General features: G+C 61.7%; 17 protein-coding genes and 1 tRNA gene. 11 read left to right on the forward strand and 7 right to left on the reverse strand.

The annotated features are described in order from the left end of the window. Nucleotides 1–49: 49 nt before the first annotated feature. Nucleotides 50–601 carry a hypothetical protein gene (locus tag IVA91_RS02040; protein WP_247280796.1) on the reverse strand — a complete coding sequence of 184 codons (552 nt, stop codon included), beginning with the start codon at nt 599–601 and terminating at the stop codon, nt 50–52. Nucleotides 602–1,215: 614 nt separating this feature from the next. Between IVA91_RS02040 and IVA91_RS02045 the strand changes: the two genes are divergently transcribed. The 4 genes from IVA91_RS02045 (at nt 1,216) to IVA91_RS02060 (ending at nt 6,723) form a co-directional block, all read left to right on the forward strand. Next, on the forward strand, nt 1,216–2,652 hold the full coding sequence (locus IVA91_RS02045) for a hypothetical protein (RefSeq protein WP_247280797.1): 1,437 nt from the start codon (nt 1,216–1,218) through the stop codon (nt 2,650–2,652). 265 nt (nt 2,653–2,917) lie between these two features. Further along, complete coding sequence (locus IVA91_RS02050) at nt 2,918–3,376, forward strand: hypothetical protein (protein WP_247280798.1); 459 nt, start codon at nt 2,918–2,920, stop codon at nt 3,374–3,376. Between the two features lie 141 nt (nt 3,377–3,517). Beyond that, entirely contained in the window at nt 3,518–5,254 is a 1,737-nt protein-coding gene (locus IVA91_RS02055) for an ATP-binding cassette domain-containing protein (RefSeq protein WP_247280799.1), read from the forward strand. 50 nt (nt 5,255–5,304) lie between these two features. After that, nucleotides 5,305–6,723, forward strand: coding sequence for an HlyD family type I secretion periplasmic adaptor subunit (locus IVA91_RS02060; RefSeq protein ID WP_247280800.1), 1,419 nt, complete (start codon nt 5,305–5,307; stop codon nt 6,721–6,723). Here IVA91_RS02060 and IVA91_RS02065 read toward each other — a convergent pair. Further along, nucleotides 6,720–7,502: a response regulator transcription factor gene (locus IVA91_RS02065; protein ID WP_247280801.1), complete on the reverse strand. Its 783-nt coding sequence runs from the start codon at nt 7,500–7,502 to the stop codon at nt 6,720–6,722. The two genes, IVA91_RS02060 and IVA91_RS02065, sit on opposite strands and share 4 nt — an antisense overlap. A 211-nt stretch (nt 7,503–7,713) precedes the next feature. Next, the gene (locus tag IVA91_RS02070; protein WP_247280802.1) at nt 7,714–8,298 is read right to left on the reverse strand and encodes a hypothetical protein; all 585 of its coding nucleotides are present in this window, start codon (nt 8,296–8,298) and stop codon (nt 7,714–7,716) included. Between the two features lie 336 nt (nt 8,299–8,634). Here IVA91_RS02070 and IVA91_RS02075 point away from each other — a divergent pair. Further along, nucleotides 8,635–8,707: transfer RNA gene (locus IVA91_RS02075), tRNA-Met, on the forward strand. 231 nt (nt 8,708–8,938) lie between these two features. Here the strand turns inward: IVA91_RS02075 and IVA91_RS02080 are convergent. Then, a complete protein-coding gene (locus IVA91_RS02080; RefSeq protein ID WP_247280803.1) occupies nt 8,939–9,115 on the reverse strand; it encodes a hypothetical protein in 177 nt (58 codons plus the stop codon). Between the two features lie 483 nt (nt 9,116–9,598). On the opposite strand from IVA91_RS02080, the gene IVA91_RS02085 reads away from it, so the two are divergent. After that, nucleotides 9,599–11,689 (forward strand): MASE1 domain-containing protein, encoded by a 2,091-nt coding sequence (locus IVA91_RS02085; RefSeq protein WP_247458300.1) that lies wholly within the window; start codon nt 9,599–9,601, stop codon nt 11,687–11,689. Here the strand turns inward: IVA91_RS02085 and IVA91_RS02090 are convergent. Next, the gene (locus IVA91_RS02090) at nt 11,684–12,346 is read right to left on the reverse strand and encodes a response regulator transcription factor (RefSeq protein ID WP_247280805.1); all 663 of its coding nucleotides are present in this window, start codon (nt 12,344–12,346) and stop codon (nt 11,684–11,686) included. The genes IVA91_RS02085 and IVA91_RS02090 overlap by 6 nt on opposite strands. A gap of 339 nt (nt 12,347–12,685) precedes the next feature. On the opposite strand from IVA91_RS02090, the gene IVA91_RS02095 reads away from it, so the two are divergent. Then, on the forward strand, nt 12,686–14,308 hold the full coding sequence (locus IVA91_RS02095; protein WP_247449012.1) for an OpgC domain-containing protein: 1,623 nt from the start codon (nt 12,686–12,688) through the stop codon (nt 14,306–14,308). Nucleotides 14,309–14,660: 352 nt separating this feature from the next. Here the strand turns inward: IVA91_RS02095 and IVA91_RS02100 are convergent, their stop codons facing one another. Next, nucleotides 14,661–15,458: an adenylate/guanylate cyclase domain-containing protein gene (locus tag IVA91_RS02100; protein ID WP_247280807.1), complete on the reverse strand. Its 798-nt coding sequence runs from the start codon at nt 15,456–15,458 to the stop codon at nt 14,661–14,663. A 192-nt stretch (nt 15,459–15,650) separates the two neighbouring features. Between IVA91_RS02100 and IVA91_RS02105 the strand changes: the two genes are divergently transcribed. The 4 genes from IVA91_RS02105 to IVA91_RS02120 all read left to right on the forward strand — a co-directional run bounded on the left by IVA91_RS02105 (nt 15,651) and on the right by IVA91_RS02120 (nt 17,317). Beyond that, complete coding sequence (locus tag IVA91_RS02105; RefSeq protein WP_247280808.1) at nt 15,651–16,019, forward strand: rhodanese-like domain-containing protein; 369 nt, start codon at nt 15,651–15,653, stop codon at nt 16,017–16,019. Between the two features lie 373 nt (nt 16,020–16,392). Continuing rightward, on the forward strand, nt 16,393–16,599 hold the full coding sequence (locus IVA91_RS02110; RefSeq protein WP_247280809.1) for a hypothetical protein: 207 nt from the start codon (nt 16,393–16,395) through the stop codon (nt 16,597–16,599). A gap of 90 nt (nt 16,600–16,689) precedes the next feature. Continuing rightward, nucleotides 16,690–16,869, forward strand: a complete 180-nt coding sequence (locus IVA91_RS02115) for a hypothetical protein (RefSeq protein ID WP_247280810.1) — start codon at nt 16,690–16,692, stop codon at nt 16,867–16,869. A 160-nt stretch (nt 16,870–17,029) separates the two neighbouring features. Further along, a complete protein-coding gene (locus tag IVA91_RS02120) occupies nt 17,030–17,317 on the forward strand; it encodes a hypothetical protein (RefSeq protein WP_247280811.1) in 288 nt (95 codons plus the stop codon). 38 nt (nt 17,318–17,355) lie between these two features. Here IVA91_RS02120 and IVA91_RS02125 read toward each other — a convergent pair whose 3' ends face one another. Then, a complete protein-coding gene (locus tag IVA91_RS02125; protein ID WP_247280812.1) occupies nt 17,356–18,549 on the reverse strand; it encodes an adenylate/guanylate cyclase domain-containing protein in 1,194 nt (397 codons plus the stop codon). Nucleotides 18,550–18,596 lie beyond the last annotated feature (47 nt).

The following is an 18,596-nucleotide window of genomic DNA, read 5'->3' on the forward strand; positions in this document are numbered from 1 at the left end:
CGCTCATTGATCGCTTCAATGGTTATCAAACTCCCGCTCAACGTTCGATCTAGCGAGCCTCCCCGCGAGGTCGCGTCTTGACCAGCATCAGCCTCTGGCAAGCGAAATAAAGGTGGGGCAGCGGCACGGCCCAGCGAGTGGTTCGGCTCGCGGTCAAGACGGAGACGAGCCCCAAGGCCATCAGCAGCATGCCAAGCCAGGTCCAGCCCTGCCCGCCATCACCCGCCTCGGCGGCGGAAAAGGCGAGCGGCGTCGCCGAAGGCGCCGAGGCGGCAACCACGTCACTGGCGGCGGGCGCGGCTGCCAAACGTGCATCCACGTCGACTTGGCGCGGCGCGATTTCGTCCGGCGTGAGCCGGTCGGCGCGTTTGGAGAAGGGGGCCGGCGACACGCGGGTCGCAATCCCGGTAGCAAGGATGGGACCGGCATCAACCACCTGCACGGGCGCGGACGGGCTCGGCCGAGACGTGTCCACCGCTGCGGAGCGCTGCAGCTCCGCGCGCGCATCTACCATCGCCTTCCGCTTGCGCGCCGCGGTCTTGTTCTCTTCGGCCATGGCAACACGATATCTGGCGGCGCTATACCGCACCGGCATCTTCACCGACTCTGTCCCTTCGGCGACCTGGAACCAGCATCTGCGCCGGCCTTCCACCCGATAGACCCAGCGCTGGCCGTCGGCGGTCGACCTGCCGGGCCGCGATAAGCACTTCACTTCCGCGACTTCCGCGGAAGTGGGCGCAGAGGCTGTCGCGGGACCGGCATTGAAGAATCCGGAAAATGGGTTCGAAGACGCTGATGACGTCGGGAGACCTGCAACAAGTACAAAAGCGGCGAAACAAAATCGCAAATGACCGGACATGGAAACCCCGGTGTTGCGCCCCTGCCCGAACACGAGCTTTGGCCGTGACCTAGGTCGCAATGCGACTTAAATCGGGCATTGCGGTGGATTCGTTTTGGCCACAGACCCTACGACGACCTCTCCACCAGCCCGATCGTCCATTTTCGCCATCCCCTCAAGGTCGCACTTCCAAGCTCGGCCCGCGCAAGCTTGCAAGGCTGTAGCCCACCCGAACGGATGTAGCCGTTGTTACGGGTGCCCGACGAAGCGCCATATCCGAACTGACGACTGGGCATTCGACCTTCCCGGGATGACATTGTGTCCGGAGCGCAGAACCCGTCCGATCGCGCGGAGCGATCGCGATGAGGGAGGCTACGATGGATTTTTCGCGGATGTCGGATGGAATCCGACTGCATCACGCCTCGCATCACCACGATGGCTACGATGGCGAGCGCGGACCGGGCCCTGGGCCGAGTGCTTCGTTAGTAGCTCAGGTCGGCGGTGGCGCTCTGCTCCATGGTCCAGGCCCTCTTGCGGGTCAATTTGCTGGTCCTGGAGCCCACCACGCGAGCGCGAACATCCAGCATCACGAGGCCGACCCGGTTCAATCCAAACATCCCACGTCGGGGGTCGACACGGGCGGCCACGCCGGCAACCACGCTGCGGCGGGCCTGGACGTTTCGTCCACGAAGCCTGCAGCCGGCGCATCACATCCAGGGACGGGCATTGCTTCGGTCGAGAGTGGGGCGAACACGGCGGGAAACGGCGGGGATGGCTACTTTTATGGAGGGATCATTCGCGCGTCCCTGCTGATCTACGAACCGATCAACATCTCGGTGAGTATGGGATACGGCTCGGTCGCCCTGGCCAACCAGCCCAACAATTTGAATGTCGATCAATCCGCTCTTCAGGTGGCCGGCGTCGGCGGCCATGGCGGCAATGACAACATTGTATCGGGAGGGAGCGTCAGTACGTCCTTGAGCGCCGGCGTGATCGCGAGCGGCGACAACAGCGCCGGAAACGGCGGCAGCGGCTATTTCTCGGGTGCGATCGTGGACGCTCCCGTGGTGATCTATCATCCGATCAACATTGCCGTGGCGGGTTCGGGCGGCACCGCGCTTGCAAGTCAATCGAACACGGTCGACATCGATCAATCGGCCGCTCAGCTCGCGGGCGTCGGCGGAAGCGGCGGAAATGCAAACGTGGCCGCCGGCGGCAGCGTCATCACGCTCGACCCCAGTTGGGGATCAAGCAACGGAGGGGGCTTCTTCGACGTTCAAACGGGCGGAAGCCAGGCTGGCAATGGCGGCGATGGCGCGTTCTACGGCGGGCTCGTCCATACTTCCTTCGTACTGTACGACCCGATCAACATCGCAGTCGCGGGCTATGGTTCCAACGTTTACGCGGTTCAGACAAATGACGCCTACGTGGATCAATCCATCATTCAGATCGCCGGCATTGGCGGGTACGGCGGCAACAGCAACGCCGCGGCGGGCGGCCATGCAAGCCTTCTCTCCCACGGCTTGTGGGGCGGCTCCGACACGATCGCGACCGGTTCGAACGGCGCAGGCAATGGCGGCAAGGGCTATTTTGCCGGCAGCCTGATCGATGTCAGCGTCGCGATCTATGCACCCATCAACATCGCAATCGCGGGTCCCCATTCGACGGCCGTAGCCGATCAGGTCAACAACGTGCACATCGACCAGAGTGCGATCCAGATCGCCGGACTTGGCGGGGACGGCGGCCACGGCAATCTCGCGCTGGGTGGCGATCTTTCCGCCCACCTTCTGTCGGATCTTCACCTGCTGGGATAGCGAAATATCGCGCCGCTCGCACAAGCCCGATCGCGAGCCGCGTCGACACTCTGCGCATGCAAGCTCGCCCTGCGGGCTCTCCCGGATGTTTCGAGTTCCGATGTTGCGCGACGAATGTCGTACTTTCGTACGTAGGTCGACCAAACCGGATCGTGTCCGATTTGACATCTATCGCCATCGCGCCTGGGCGGATCAGACTTTGCCGCGCGCGTCCGTCCGATCGGGTGGATGATGCGCGAAAGCCAGCAGAAAGAGGGAGGCTCAAATGTTGCCCAAAGCGATCAGCATCTCGGACTCGATCGAATTCAAATCGATCAGCACCGGTGGTCAAAGTGTCGGAAATGGAGGCGACGGCACCTTCAAGGGAGCCATCATCAGCAAGCCGACGCTCAACTTCGATCCAACCAACAAGGCGGAAGGTGCCGACGTGCACGTGAGCACCGGCGATCACGTCAAGCAGACGGCAGATTGGGATGCCGGCGGGGCCAACGCGAAGGCCTCGTGGTTTTCGAAGGCCCATGGCGGAGACGCCGAGTCGAACGGAAGCCAGAAATCCTACAGCGGTCACGATACCTCCAAGGTATACGCCAATACGGATGCGACCCAGATCAACAAGGTCTGGGTGGATCAGCACCAGGAGGTCGTGGCCGGCATCGGCGGCAATGGCGGAGACGGCAACGCGGCGGTGGGCGGAGAGGTGAGCTTCCATCTCGATACGTTCTGACCATCGGCTCGTCCGACTGGCAGGACCGGTGGCTTCCGCCACCGGTCCTGACGCTCGAGCCAATACCCCGCCGATACCGTTGGCAGATGACGTTAGCCATCGGTCAAGTGCGCCGGACCTCGATTTCAGGCGGTAACGATCATGCTGATGCCGCCCCTTCAGTGGCCTATCCTGCCGCAGATCCGGACGCCACTGCACGCGGCCCTCCGGTCCTGCGCGGGACCGCTCGGTCTCGTATTCGCCTATAGCTGCAGCTACAACCTGCTTCTGTTTGCGCCCTCCATCTATCTTCTTCAGATCTACGACCGGGTGTTGTCGAGCCGGAGCGGCGACACGTTGCTTCTGCTCACGCTTATTGTCGCGATCACAGTGGTCGTGGGCGGCGTGTTCGATGCATTGCGGCGCGCCGTCCTGGGACGCCTTGGCGCCTGGCTCGACGATCGCCTTCGTCCTTGCGTGCTTTCGGCCGGCCTCGAATCGGCGTTTTGCAGCGACTCGACGCAAGCGTCGGGCGCATATCGGGATCTCACCGTGCTGCGCCAGTTCGTCGAGTCCGGCGCATGCACGCTGCTGTTCGACGCGCTCTGGGCGCCCTTGTTCCTCCTTGTCCTCTTTCTGATCCATCCCCTGCTTGGCGTGGTGGGCGCCTGCTGCGTAGCCTTCCTGTTCGCGCTCACGGTAGCCGGAGAGCTGGTCACGGAAGACGTTCTGCAAAGATCCGGCGCCGCACTGTCCAGAAGCTGCGGCCGCCTCCAGACGGCCGCGGGCAACATCCACATGATCCGCGCCATGGGAATGTTCGACAGCGCAGCGCGCATGATTCACCGTGACGCGCAGCACGCGCGCAGGGAGCACGATGTGGCACTCCGGCGAGGCGAGATCGTCATGCTGGCCACCAAGCCGGTTCGCGCGCTGTCGCAGGTCTTGATCATGGGGGCTGCCGCGTGGCTCGTCCTCGATCACGGGAAGAGCCCGGCAATCATATTTGCTTCCACGCTGATGTTCAGCCGGGCGCTCGCGCCGGTCGAAAGTGCGCTCGCTGGCTGGAAATCACTCGTAACGGCCCTGAGCGCCTGTCAGCGGCTCGGCGCACTTCTCGCCGCATTCCCCATCGCGCTGCAGCAGAGCGCGGAGGTTCCTCCGCCGCAGGCGCGAAGCGGCCTCGTCGTCGACAATGTTAGCGTGCGGCTTGCGGGGACCGACCATTTTCTGCTGAACGGCGTCTCGTTCAGCCTCATGCCCGGACAATGTCTTGGCATTATCGGTCCGTCCGGGTCAGGCAAATCCTTGCTCGGCCAGGTGATCGCCGGGCTATCGATGCCAACGGATGGCCGTGTCCTCCTCGACAATACCGGCGTCCCGCTGCTTCGCGAGGGCCGAAACGGCGACCGCCTCGGATATCTCCCCCAGGATATCAACCTGCTCGGCGACACGATCAACGACATCATCGCACGCCTTGAAGATGCCGACCGGCGGGAGGTCGTCGAAGCGGCCAAGCTCGTCGGAATCCATGGGGCGATCATGCGCCTGCCGCAGGGTTACGACACGATGGTTCACAGCGAAACAAACTTCTCGCGCGGATATCGGCAGCGCCTCGGACTTGCCCGCGCCTTTTTCGGCAGTCCACGCCTCATCGTTCTCGACGAACCCAACGCCAGCCTCGACTACGGGGGCGAGCGAATGCTCCTGGATGCCATCGAGCGCATGAAGCTCGCAGGTGTCATCCTTGTCGTCGTCACTCACAGGATGGGTCTCCTCGCAGCCACGGACAAAATTGCCATCATGGAAGACGGTGCGATCGCCGCATTCGGCGACAGCGAGGACATCTTTGAACGGCACCTGAGCCGCCCCCAAGTTACTTCGCAGATTGCGCCATGATCTGGAATTCTCTCATCATCCGGAAGTTTCCCGCCGTCTCGAGACTTCCCATGATCTGGGAGCAGCTCATGCGAGCTCCGGCGCGCCCCGCGCCCGCCCGGCGATTTGGCGTCGTGGTGACCGCAATCGACGATTTCGAGCCGCTGGAATTTCCATGGTGCTCGACGCCCACGCCGACCTCTCCGCGCGGAAGGCTTCGCGGTCTCACAGTCGCGGGCAATCTGCTGGTGCTCTGCTTCATGCTGGGGCTTGGTACATGGGCGAGCCTCGCGCCTCTCGAGAGCGCCGCGATCGCGTCTGGCGTCGTGGAATCGGAGTCGAGCCGCAAGACGATTCAGCATCTGGAAGGCGGTATCGTCAGGAGGATCCTTGTTTCGGATGGCGATATCGTGCGAAGCGGCCAAACGCTGATCGCGCTGGACGACACCCGGGCCGCCTCGGAGATGCAAAGCTTTCAAGGCCAATTGTGGGATGCAGTTGCTCGTGCCGCACGGCTTCAAGCCGAGCAGCAGAGATTTGAAAGGATCGCAATTCCGGACGCGCTGGAACAGGACAGCAAGCAGAACGGGGTGGCCGCCGCTGCGGTGTCGGCGCAGCAGTTCATTTTTCAGGCGCGCCTGCAGGTTCACGAGTCGCAGCTTACGGTCATTCGCGAACGAAGGCGTCAAGTCGAGAAGGAGATCGAAGGTCTCAAGGCTCAGGAGAGCGCCACCGGGCAGCGGGTCGACATCGTCCGGGAGGAACTGGATATGGTCGCGACCCTCGTCAACAAGGGGCTCGAGCGGCGACCGCGGCTTCTGAACCTGCAGCGGGAGCTGGCCGACGTTGAGGGCCGCCGCGGCGAGATCGCCGCGCAGATTTCTCGCGCCGCGCAGGTCATCAGCGAACAGCAGGCCACATTGTTCAAGCTCGAGAGCGAGAGGCAGAACGAGATCGCACAGTCGCTTCGTGAAGCGCAGAACCAGATATTCCAGCTCCGCGAGCGATTGCTTGCGGCCAAGGATGAGCTATCGCGAACGGAGATCAAGGCGCCCGAAGACGGCGTGATAACCGATTTGCGGATTCATACGGCCGGCGGCGTCATCGGAGCTGGTGCTCCGCTCATGGACCTGGTACCCCGGCAAGATCGCCTCATCGTGAAGGCGCGCCTGAGGCCCGAGGACATCGACGTGGTTCATCCCGGCCTCAATGCCGAGGTTCACCTCCTACCGTACAATCAGCGTCGCGTGCCTCGCCTGAAGGGAACCGTCGTGCACGTATCCGCGGACCGGCTCCTCGACAAGCGTACCGACCAGCCATACTACGCGACCAAAATCCGCATCGACGACGCGCAGATCGCGGCAAACGACATCCAGATCGTCCCCGGTATGCCGGTTCAAGTGTTCATCACGACAGGGCGCGGTACTGTGGCTCTCTACGCGCTCAGGCCCCTGCTCGACAGCTTCCGTGGTGCATTCAGAGAGGACTAGTTTTCCAGCATTGGAGCTGCGCCGGGATCGTCATCGCGACTCTGCGCGGGCAACCGACCGCGCCAGCGGAGGACAGCTTCCGTGCGATTGTGCGCAGCACATTTCCTCATGATATGCTGGATGTGCATTTTGACTGTGCTTTCCGAGAGGTTCAATTTGGCGGCGATCAGCTTGTTAGGCAGGCCGAGCTCCAATTCCGCCAGAACCTGTTGCTCACGAGGCGTGAGATCGGTCACGCTCCTGTCGATAGCAACTCCGACTCCCTCGTTCATCAGATATGCGGGCGCAAGCCCGCGCGTATCCGACGGCTCCAGATCCCCTATCCTGCTCGTCCCGGCCACGGGCAACGGCCGGTAGACGCCACCAACAAGAACAAGCCGCAGGCCAGCCATGGCGATCTCGATCGATAGCGAGGTGGAAAGAAAGCCGCGCACGCCCCGCTGCATCGCAGCTTGCACGGTCGGCTCGTCATCATGGTTTGACAGGACTGCAACGGCGGCGTTGGGACAACACTCCGCAACGAAGGCGAGATCGTCCTCAACCGAGGGATCGCCGATGGGCCTATCGGCGATACTCAGCACCACCAGACGAACATCGCGGGCTGACGTAGAGTCCAGGCTTTGGACCGTTGCCATGTCAAGGATCTCAAGGTGGTCCAGCTCACGCCTGAGGACGTTCAGCATGCATGTGCGAGGCAACAGGAGCGGCTCGATGATTACCAGAACCGGCAAGTGAAGCGATTCATTGAGCCGTTTTGAGGTGTTCGTTATGTCGTGCATGATTTCCTCGAGATGAAAAGAACTTCCGCGATATTCCCATTCCGTATTGCGTCTTCCCCTGCTGCTGCATTCATTCTGAATGCATCACCACGAGGCGCAGTGCCGCCGTTAGTGCCGTATCCACTGCGGGATCACTTTGCGGCTGGGTGGAAATTCTTTCCGCTCAAATCACTTGGGTGCGTACCGCGCGGTGGCGCAGTCGACGCCTCCCCTAATTGCAGATATTTCGATACGCCGTTGACGCCGCCGACCCTGACTTGCCGTCGGCGACATATGCTTCATCCTCCTTCACGAGGTAAAGAAACGGCCTCTCCGCGGTCTCGCCGCCTGACGCGCTTCTTCCTTTCACACGCCCGCAAATCGTATCCACAGGGCGTCCAAGCGTGTTCTTTCGCATCGTGCGCTTCATATCGGTGAATTCGGCCGATTCTGGGTCCTCCATCTTCGCCGAGATCGTGACCTTCGCCTTGTCCAGGACAGGATCTGAAGTTTCCGCGGAGTGTTCGGATGCCGAGACGCCGATCCTCGTCCGAGGCGACGCCACCTTGGCAAGGTCGGCCGCTCCACGCTTCTTCGGGGAAGATTTGTTGGCGGACCTTGCCGGAGTAGCAGAATTCGATTTGACGGCCGCAGGATCTGGCGCCAAAGCCATCTGCATTGGCAGCGCGGGTCGGGCGACTGCGCCCCCGTTGAAACAGGGGCGTGACGCGCAATCAAGGAAATACCCTCGGGAAGGCGCGAACCAGCCAAAGCCGATCAGGACTCCCGCCAGCACTCCAACAAAAAGCAGTCCCATCCGATTCCCCTCCGCGGGAGGTCGGTTCGCACTCGTAACTAAGGACTAATTGCGCGCTGGTGATCTATCTGTTGCGCAAAAGCGTTAAACGCTCATTAAGCGCGCGCGGTTGTCCGGCACGTGCCCGGATGAGCGGATCAGATCCGTGCCGAACTACCGTAAAGCGCCAATCGTGAAAGCAATTATGGCCGATTTGGTCCGCTCCTGGACCCTTCTGCCGATCGCCGGCTTGTGTGGCTCTCAGGCCAGTTTCGAAGCACCGCACCAGTTTCGCACCAGAAACGGCGTGAACGAAACGGAACGAAGGCCATCGGACTCGAACAAAAACGCAGGAAGGTCAACGAACCTGATCGAAATTCTGCCGCTCATAACGGTCTGGTTGCAGGTTCGAGTCCTGCCGGGCCCACCAGTGGATCAATGGTTAGCAGCTTTCCATTGTCTTTCGGTTGGAGGCGGCACCACAAATTGCCTGTGTAGCTACTCGTTGTTTTGCTTCAACGGCGACCAACTACCGCTCCAGATCCGGGTCCGGCGCCGGCTCTCCTTCTTGAGTGTAGATCCTGCGGCTCTATCGCACGAACCGGGGCAACATCGTTGAGAGCCTGTTCTATCGAATGGCCCACCAGGTCAATGTCGTCCCTTACGTACCGCTGTAAGAGCCGCCGGTGTAGTTCTTCGTCGCCAGGAAATACAAAGTCGGGGACACGATCGCCTCAAAGACGAGTTCGAATTGGCGATCGTTCGACCAAAGGAGAATTGCGCCGCTCATCGCAAAAGCCACCGCCGACCCAAACGGACTCAGCATCTCATCGGTCATGGGATGCTTCTATTCTCGAGTCAAGCTTGCGCTTCCGGTCCGCCACAGCACCTATCGTGCAAGTGGTTTGGTCCCGAGATTCCAACGAGAGATAGGCCCCCTGGTCGCACACAGCGGCTTGGTCCGGATCCAAATCCTGCCCTTTCGGAGAGCCTGTCTTCGTCGTACGATGCCTCCCCCGAAAGCTCGGGTGAACACGAGACGGCGCGAACTTCTCCGGGCGCAACGGCGGCTGTTCGTCTCCCATTGGTACTGAGGCGATCCGCACGGATTGACCGCAAGTCGGCCGGATGCTCCTCCATCGCACGCGCCGTCTCTTGGTCGCCATCAGACTGCGGTGATCATTTCGATCTGAGCGCATCTGCCGTATCGAGCTAGCGATCTTTGATTTTCGGCCAAGAGATCAACAGTCAGTCATGTGAACAATCCAATTGCCTAGTCCGGACGCCGACCATGTCCGATCAACGATCAGCAGCTTCCGACATGGATGCATACCGCGGCCTCAGCTACGTCGGGGGTCTGGTCGTGATCGGAGCGATCTATCTCGCCTCGGCAAAGGGCGGCCTTGCCCTCGCCTCTATCCATCCCAGCGCAACGCCAATTTGGCCGCCGACAGGTGTCGCGCTGGCGGCGGTGCTGTTGTGGGGATATCGAACTTGGCCCGCAATTTTTGCGGCGGCGATGATCGCCAATGCGACGACGGCCGGCTCCGTTGCCACCGCATTTGCGATTGCAACAGGCAACTCGCTCGAAGCGGTTGCCGGCGCGTATCTCATTAAGCGGTGGTCAGGCGGGTGTGAGACGTTTTCAACGCCAGATTCTGTTGCAAAGTTTACCCTGATCTGCGTCGTGATCGCGACACCGATCAGCGCCAGCATTGGACTGAGCAGCCTGGCACTCTTCGGGTACATCGAGCCGAAGAATTTCGCGGACGCGTGGATCACCTGGTGGCTGGGAGACGTGACCGGCGCACTGGTCATTACCCCCGTTATCGTGCTGTGGGCATCAAACCAACATCATGCCTTCAACCGGCACGATTTTTTGGAAACGGCCGGGGTCCTCGCGACAGCGGCGGCTGTTGGCCTCATTGCTTTCAGCCCCCTGATCGAGCAGACGCCCGGCCGAGATCCACTCGGCTTTCTGGCGATCCTGCCCATGCTATGGGCGGCCCTGCGTCGCGGTCCACGCGATACCGCAACGGTTGCCCTCGTGCTTGCGGGCCTTACGATTTGGGCAACGCACACGGGCGGCGGCCCCTTTGCGACGCCAGATCGCAATGCGTCATTCCTGCTGGTGTTGATGTTCTTGATCAGTATAACTGTTCCAAGCTTGCTGCTGAGCGCGGATGTCGAAGTCCGCAAGAACGCGGAAGGAAACCTGCGCCGCGCGCACGTCGAACTCGAGCAGAAGGTCGCAGAGCGCACGCAGGAACTGGAGCTCGCCAACACAGCGAAGTCGCGCTTTCTCGCCATGGCAAGCCATGATTTGCGGCAGCCTTTACATGCTTTGGGCTTGTTCGTCGCCCAGCTGCGCACGCCGCTCAAGCCGGAGGAAAGGACAAGAACGATCGAACGGGTCGACGCAACCCGCAAGGAAATGGATGAAATGTTCAATTCGCTCCTGGACATTTCCAGGCTCGATGCCGGGATGCTTACCCCCAAAATCACCGAGTTCCCGATCGCGCGCCTGTTGCAAAAACTCGAGACGGCGTTTGACCAGGCGACGCAAAAGAAAGGTCTGCGGCTACGCGTCAGGCCAAGTGACGCCTGGGTCCGAAGCGACGCGATGCTGCTCGAACGCATCATGCTGAATCTTGTATCAAATGCGGTGCGCTATACGTCGCAGGGCGGAATCCTGGTCGGATGTCGCCGGCGCGGTGATATGTTGCGTATCGAAGTATGCGATACCGGTCCCGGCATTCCCGAGGACCAAAAGCAGAATATCTTTAGCGAGTTCTTTCAAGTTCCGACCTCAGAACAGAACCGGTCCGGCGGACTCGGCCTCGGCCTCGCGATCGTCGACAAGCTTCGCCTGCTTCTCAACCATCAAATCGACCTGGCTTCGACGGTGGGCCGAGGTTCGCGATTTGCGATCCTAGTTCCGAGAGTCGATCAATGCGTCAGGTCGGCGGCGCCCGCCGACTTACCCTACCCCGGAGCCTTGGCCGCCGACGGCAAGGCAATTCTGGTTATTGCCGATACTCCGATCGTGCAGGAGGGAACGGGCGGATTGCTTAGCAAATGGGGATATTCGGTTCTTGCCGCTGGATCCGACGAAGCTGCACTGGTCCGGCTTGCCGAGCGCGCACAACGCCCCGATCTCATCATCTCGGACTATCATCTCGCAAGCGGGAAGACCGGAATCCGGGCTATTGAACAAATCAATGCAGCGTTTGGCTCGTCAATTCCCGCCATTCTCATCAGCGGCGATACCGCAGCTGAACCTCTGCGGGACGCTAGGGACAGAGGATACATTTTGCTGCACAAGCCCGTCGACCCGATGCGGCTCCGCGCTGTCATGCATGAGCTCCTTAGGAATCATGATGGTGAAAGAGGCACGGGGGCAGTTTCATGATTCGGATTTCGGCGGCCATTCCCAGCCCATTTTTCCGACTTTTATGACGGCCTCGGTGCGCGTCGCCACGCCGAGTGCCTTGAGAACGAACGTGATGTGGTTCTTCACCGTCGGCACTGCCATATTGAGCGTCCTGGCAATGACCTTGTTGCTTTTTCCTTTCATCAGGAGCGCCAGTACGTCGATCTGACGATCGGTCAGCCCGAGTCCCTTGAGCGAGTCGCGAGCCAAAGGTTTATCTGCGAACCGCGGACCCGCTGTTTCCTCCAGAATCTTGGAGGGAATGTAAACTCCGCCGGAGAACACCAACTCAATGGCGTTGAGCATCACTTCACGTTCCGTGGTCTTCGGGATGAAACCCAGCGCGCCAAGTTTGAAAGCGCGCCTGACCGTATCCTGATCATCGGAGGACGAGAGAATGACGATAGCAATCGTCGCATAGCGCTGGCGCAGTTCGCAAAGGACAGAGAAGCCGTCGCGGTCAGGCAAATTGATATCGAGCAAAATGAGGCTGATATCGGGATGCTCCTCGACGATGTGCATGGCCTCTCGACTGCTCGATGCTTCCAATATCACGGCTTCTCGCTTCAACTCCTTCAGGACAGCGTGCAACGCCTCGCGAATCAATGTGTGATCGTCAACAATAAGTACCTTCATAAAAATGCTCTCCGTCTTCTGACGCCCGGAGATCAATGAAAAATCATACACCCAGCTTCGAAACCGTCCATCTTCTATCTCTGGTCCAGCGGTTCGCCGCCCGCACTCAAAGTAGGAGCCGCGGGCTGCTGTGTGCTATGGTTGCAATCGGCACACATCGTAAGCAGCGCGAACTACACGAAGCGCGAAGCTCACTGGTCCTTCGTCCATGCGAGCGATGGATTGCTCATCACGTGTCTCACCGGCGTCAAATAGATGCCGCGGCCCGGACGGTACCTTGGTCATAGGACCTAGGCACCTCTCTGTACCGACCTCCGACCGGTTTACACACTGCGCCACTTGAACGATGATGTCGACAGTCAGCTTCTCCACCAGCTTTTTGCTCAGCGCGGCCATTGTCTCAATTGCTGTCGTGGCCCGGTCGGTGTGAAGCAACGCTGGACTGCTGCGCTGTCACGAACCCGCCGCCGCAGGCCGCTTTTTTGTCAGATTCGATTCCTGTCGATCGTTCCTCTTGAAGCGTGCGCGCACGCTGGACGAGGCAAGCCAATGCATGACCGAACCGCCACCCCGAAGCCATCGGCGGCCGCGCTGCCGGAGCTGAAAGCCAACGGCCGCGACCTGCGCATTGACGCCTGCCGCGGCATCGCGCTCTGGTGCATCTTTCTTGATCATGTCCCCCATAACATTGGAAGCTGGCTGACGCTGCGGAACTACGGCTTCAGCGATGCCGCGGAAGTGTTCATGTTCGTTTCGGGCGTCACCTGCGCACTGGCCTACGGCAAGGTATGGAGCTGCGAGGGATGGACCAGCGTGATCCGCCGCACGCTGCGGCGAAGCTGGGACATCTATATCGCATTTCTTCTGCTCACGCTCGCCTGCGCCATCCTAGTCCACATCGCTGGCGTGGAACGCCTTGCTGACGAGAGCAATACGCGCATTCTGCTGGACCAGCCTGGCGCGACGCTCGCGCACGCGGCAATTCTGCAATACCGCCCGGTCAATACCGACGTGTTGCCGATCTTCGTGCTTCTCCACCTCTTGTTCGCGCCGTTGCTGTGGTTGCTGCTCCGACTGCCGAACCTGACGCTGGGCGCCTCGCTGGCGCTTTATGCGCTGGTGCATATGTTCGGCTGGTCCTTGCCGGCGTGGCCGAACGGCCACTGGGCTTTCAATCCACTGGCCTGGCAGCTGCTGGTGGTGCTTGGCGCGTGGGTGATAATCGAGGGCGAAAGAGTGCGCCCCTGGCTAACGTCACGCATGGCGCTTGCGCCTGCCATTCTCTATCTGGTCGTCAGCCTCGTCATCGCATTGAGCTGGAGAATCAAGCCGCTGGAAGCGTTGATCCCGCAGGGGCTGACGAAGTTGGCTTATCCGGTAGACAAATCGAATCTCGATCCGTTGCGTCTATTGCATTTCTTGGCTCTTGCGGTTGTAGCGGTATGGCTCGTGCCACCCAATCGACAAGCATTGACGACTGCGGTGATGCGCGGCGCCATCCTCTGTGGCAAGAACTCGTTGCCAATCTTCTGCCTCGGCGTTCTGCTTACGCTGGTCAGTCTCCTGGCGTTGCTCGACATATCGGAGGGGCTTGCGATGCAGATCACGCTCAGCGTCGGTGGCGTCCTAACGATGATCGTGGCGGCGACGCTGCTGAACTTGATCAAGATCAAACCCAGGTCGCAGCCGATCATTGCACTGCCGATGAGTGTGCGCGCCCCTCAGGACGCGTGGGGCACAGTTGGCGGGCGCACCCTGGAGGCGTTTCGCCGAGGACTGCGCGAGTTCGGATGGGCCCGCGGCCGGAATCGCCTCGGCGATTGCCAGGTCGCGAAGCGGCAATCCGGCCACGGGCCGTGTCTCGCAGGCGAATTGGTACGGCTCAAGGCGGATGCCATCGCGGCGGCGGCGAGACCTGCAGCCATGGCGGCCAAGAATGCAACCGCGACGGTTCCAGTCTGAGCGATCATTCCTCATGTCCGACGGTCGTTAGCCGGGCGCCCCCTCGCGGCGCTCGGCCTTTGCGCGCTCCCGCGCCTGGCCGCTCTTAACGGTCTGGTTGCCGGTTCGGGTCCCGCCGCGCCCATCACCCAAATTATGAGCTTGTCGGTGCTCGCCAAGCCACTGCACCAGAAGCGCACGCTTGGTCGCCCGTTGCCGCATTTCGGTGTGCGCACCAAGTCAGTGCTCTTCCGTGTCCGTCTGACCTGATTTCTATCGCTCAAGCGGCGATTACGGTGACAGTGCACCAAATTTCAATTTATTGGCAGGTTCGAAAACCGGAGGCGAACTGCCTCCCCGCCCAGACGTCCCTTCACCCCTCCACCCGCCACAGCCTCCACCTTTCCGGCACACCCTTCAGCCGGTGCACGCCGTGATCCTTCAAGCTGATCGCAGATTGCGTCTTCATCAGCTCCTTCACCGCGCTCGAGACCAAAACCTCCCCGGCGCGCGCCTTAGCGGCGACGCGGGTGCCGATGTGGAAGGCGAGGCCGACCATCTCGCCGCCGCTGATGGTGTATTCGCCGGCGTGCAAGCCGACCCTGATCTCGAGGCCCAGCGTGCGCACGGCTTTCTGGATCGCGGTCGCGCAATTGACGCCGGCGGCGGGCTTCTTGAACGTCGCCAGCACGCCGTCGCCGGTGGTCACGACTTCCTTGCCGCGCGAGCTCTTCAATTCCTTGCGGACGGCCGCGTAATAATGGCCCATCACCTTGGTCCAACGCGCATCGCCGAGCTTCGCAGCCTTCGCGGTCGAGCCGACGATATCGACGATCAGGATGGTGGCGAGCGCCTGCTTGAGCTCGGCGCCACCGTTCGCGGACCGGCGCCGCAGCGCGATCGGTCCGGTCAGCGGCTCATAGCGATGGCTGCGGCGCCGAGCGATCGCTGCTTTGGCGTAGTCCTGCGCGCGCTGCGCCGTGCCGCAACGGATCGTCTTCTCCTGCGGCGATCGCGACCAGGAGACCTTGCGCCCATCGCCGGCGCCACTGACCTCCACGGCGCCCCATTTCAGAAAGACCGCCGAGCCGACCCGCCGAATGCACCAGGCCTTGGAGGTGTATCCGGATACGTTCGACTGAAGGACTCCGATGCGAAGGAATTTGGGCATGAATGTGCGGCCGATCGAGGACCGTTGAGCGCTTTCGGGACGGAGCCTATTCGTACAATCCTGCATCGGCAATAGAGCTTTGCCATCGTTCGGCGCGGTGGAATCCATGGGGCCGACGTCCACCGACAGGAGCAGGCGAAGCACAGATCGATGTGCTATCCTCATGCCAGGACAGCAAGGGAGAGAGAAAAGATGTCAACAAGCGTCAAGCAAATGCTGGAAGCCGCGAACGCGGCAGTCCCCAAGATCACCTCGGACCAAGCGGCCGAGATGATCAAGAACGGCGACACGCTTGTGGTGGACGTTCGCGATGCCCCGGAAGTTGCCGCCAGCGGCAAGATCGCGGGCGCCGTGAATGTCTCGCGCGGGATGCTGGAGTTTCGCGCCGATCCGGAGTCGCCGTATCACGACAAGGCGTTCGACAAGAGCAAGACCGTCATTCTCTACTGCGCGTCTGGCGGCAGATCGGCCCTGGCCGGGAAGCTGTTGAAGGATATGGGGTACGAGAAGGTCTACAACGTCGGCGGCTTCAAGGACTGGTCGGGGGCTGTCGAGAAGTAGCAATCACCGGCCGGCGCGCCGCGTGAGCGATCGGCCGTACAGACAATCAATGTCCGAATAGACTAACGCTGCCGCCCTGCGGGGCTCGCCGTTCACAGGTTCGGCGGGCTCCGAAATCGACGTCGTCCCGGCGGCAGGCGCTCAGGATGAGGTCTCGGTTGCGGCCAAATCTTGGGACCCGCATGGCAAGGAGCCGGCCCTCAGCGGGCGTCGCCAACCATGCAGGCCGAGCACGTTCCGTGCCTCGCAGCTGTCATATGCGATCGCGCTGTTCCCGGTGGGGAGAGATATTCCGAGGTCCCGGCTCGCATGGTTTCAGCCAATTGGCACTTCCTGCGGCAAGGCGCGTTGCAGTCCTTTCGAGGAGGTGCAGATGACCAAGGCGAAGGCTTTCGACGTGCAAAGCGCAAAGACGGAGACGCAGCCAACGCTCAATCCCGGTGACGAAGCCCCGCGGGGAACGACCGGGACCGGCGAAGATGTTTGTCCGGATTGTCACGGCAAGGGGCGCATTGACGGCGCTTCCTGCGCCACCTGCGGCGGGAGCGGGACCGTCATCCGGGCAGTTGGCGGCGCCTGACTTTGCTCCGTCAAAAGAGCCTTCTCTTCTTCATAGCAACGATCAGCCTTCACGCGTGTTTTCCGGACTCTGGACACAGCGAGGCGCGCCATGAGCAAGGAAGCCGGACTGACCCCTGACGACTTCCCGATCGAAGCCGACAAGGACAAATTGAAGACACACAAGGGCGACCCCGTCGCCTCGGCCGAGTCGGAGCAGATTGCGGACCAAATCGCCGACCGCCTGAACGAGCATGCTCACCAGGAAGAGCAGGATCGCTGGTCGGCCTAGCGGCATTGCTTCGCAGCCGACCGGGAATAGGAACGCCCGGCGTTCCCACGCATTGGCCTGCCGCCGGGGTTCCACAATTCCGGCAAATGGCGGCCTCGGCTCGACCCCCGCCCCCGGACCGCCGGGCCGGGGCTGCCTGGCTTTGCGCAAAGGAGCGGACATGAAAGCACTCGTCATCGCAGGGCTCATTGCGGCGCTCGCGTCTCAATCCATCGCGCTTGCGCAAGGCGGCGCGGGTGCGTCCAGGACCGGGTCGAGCATCGATTCGACCGGCACAGGCGGCACGACCGGAGCAGGCGCCTCGGGCCTCAATACGTCATCGGATAACAACAGCGGCGGCGCGAGCGCGCCGGCCAAGTCGTCAACGACCCGGCCAGGGGACAACGACCCCAGGCAAACCCAGGGCGGTCAGCAGGCCATGCCGAACTCCGGCTCGAACCGCAAATAGGCGCCGCTGGGTCGAATTCAGCCGGCGCCGTGCGCCGCTCACCCCTGATACGCAAACAGCTCGATCGGGTCGCTGAAGCCGCGCACCTCGTGCTGGCCGACATGCTCCAGCGCGAACTCCTTCTCCACCAGTTCGGCGAAGGCGCGCGACAGCAGCACCGTTCGTCCGAGCTGCTTCGTGAGCGCCTCCAAGCGCGAGGCCATGTTGACGGCGGGGCCGATCACGGTGAAATCGAGCCGGCTGGTTGAACCGATATTGCCGTACATGACGTCCCCGACATGGACGCCGATACCGTAATTGAGCGGCGCGCGGCTGGTCGCACTGTTCCGCTCGTTCAAGGCGGCCATGGCCTTGCGGGCTTCGGTCACGACATGGAGCAGGTTGGCGCAAGCGTCGGGCTGGCTGAGCGGGAAGATGGCGAGCAAGCCGTCGCCGATGAATTTGAGGATTTCGCCGCCATACCGTGCGATGGGTTCGGACATCGCGTCGAAATAGTCGTTGAGGAGATCGATGACGTCATCGCGCGGCCAATTGTCCGAGATCTTTGTGAAATCTCTGAGGTCGCAGATCATGATCGCGGCGCGCACCGTCGTGCCGGTACCGCGCCTGGTGGCGCCGGCCAGGATCAACTCGCCGGCATGGTGGCCGACATAGGTCTCGAGGAGCGTGCGCGCCAGGCGGTTCTTGACGCGGATCTCGCTGACCAGCGCCAACACCGGCAGCAGCTTCTTCAGGCCGGCGATATGCGTATCGTCGAACCCCCCGGGACGATCGGTGGCGAAGGTGACGAGGTGGCGCTTGCCGAGCGTGTGGTAGAGCGGCCAGGCCACATAATCGGTCAGGCCTCGCGCCCGCATCTCGTCGTAGAGCGCGTGCTTGCGGCCGAGCGAACGATCCTGCTCCAGCCGCTCGCGCACCTCGGCGGCGCCGTCAAGGATCTCATTGGCGGCGCTGCCGATGTATTCGGAGCGCTCACGAACGTCGTAGTCGACAAGTGCAATCTCCGCCTCGCGCATCCCGTCGGACCACATCATCCGCGCTCCCAGCCATTGCGGGTGATGGATCAGGATGTGAAGCGTCGACCGCTTGAGCGGGATGCCGGCCTGCTGGAGGCGGACGCACATCTGCGCAAAGATGTTATCGACGAAGCGCTCGTCGCGCGTGCCGTTGGTCAGCCAGTCGACGACTTTGTCGGCTTGCGTGGCGGGGGCGTGAATGTCTGGCGCGTCCATATCCTGCCCCTTTGAGCGGCGGTCTGCATCGGGCAGATATCGTGCTG

Source organism: Bradyrhizobium sp. 153, assembly GCF_023073835.1.
Taxonomy (GTDB): domain Bacteria; phylum Pseudomonadota; class Alphaproteobacteria; order Rhizobiales; family Xanthobacteraceae; genus Bradyrhizobium.

Coding starts and splice junctions, on each gene's coding strand:
- IVA91_RS02060 (WP_247280800.1), top strand. CDS start 5,305: ATGATCTGGGAGCAGCTCATGCGAGCTCCGGCGCGCCCCGCGCCCGCC.
- IVA91_RS02110 (WP_247280809.1), top strand. CDS start 16,393: ATGACCAAGGCGAAGGCTTTCGACGTGCAAAGCGCAAAGACGGAGACG.
- IVA91_RS02085 (WP_247458300.1), top strand. CDS start 9,599: ATGGATGCATACCGCGGCCTCAGCTACGTCGGGGGTCTGGTCGTGATC.
- IVA91_RS02125 (WP_247280812.1), bottom strand. CDS start 18,549: ATGGACGCGCCAGACATTCACGCCCCCGCCACGCAAGCCGACAAAGTC.
- IVA91_RS02120 (WP_247280811.1), top strand. CDS start 17,030: ATGAAAGCACTCGTCATCGCAGGGCTCATTGCGGCGCTCGCGTCTCAA.
- IVA91_RS02050 (WP_247280798.1), top strand. CDS start 2,918: ATGTTGCCCAAAGCGATCAGCATCTCGGACTCGATCGAATTCAAATCG.
- IVA91_RS02055 (WP_247280799.1), top strand. CDS start 3,518: ATGCTGATGCCGCCCCTTCAGTGGCCTATCCTGCCGCAGATCCGGACG.
- IVA91_RS02115 (WP_247280810.1), top strand. CDS start 16,690: ATGAGCAAGGAAGCCGGACTGACCCCTGACGACTTCCCGATCGAAGCC.
- IVA91_RS02080 (WP_247280803.1), bottom strand. CDS start 9,115: ATGACCGATGAGATGCTGAGTCCGTTTGGGTCGGCGGTGGCTTTTGCG.
- IVA91_RS02100 (WP_247280807.1), bottom strand. CDS start 15,458: ATGCCCAAATTCCTTCGCATCGGAGTCCTTCAGTCGAACGTATCCGGA.
- IVA91_RS02105 (WP_247280808.1), top strand. CDS start 15,651: ATGTCAACAAGCGTCAAGCAAATGCTGGAAGCCGCGAACGCGGCAGTC.
- IVA91_RS02045 (WP_247280797.1), top strand. CDS start 1,216: ATGGATTTTTCGCGGATGTCGGATGGAATCCGACTGCATCACGCCTCG.
- IVA91_RS02070 (WP_247280802.1), bottom strand. CDS start 8,298: ATGGGACTGCTTTTTGTTGGAGTGCTGGCGGGAGTCCTGATCGGCTTT.
- IVA91_RS02065 (WP_247280801.1), bottom strand. CDS start 7,502: ATGCACGACATAACGAACACCTCAAAACGGCTCAATGAATCGCTTCAC.
- IVA91_RS02090 (WP_247280805.1), bottom strand. CDS start 12,346: ATGAAGGTACTTATTGTTGACGATCACACATTGATTCGCGAGGCGTTG.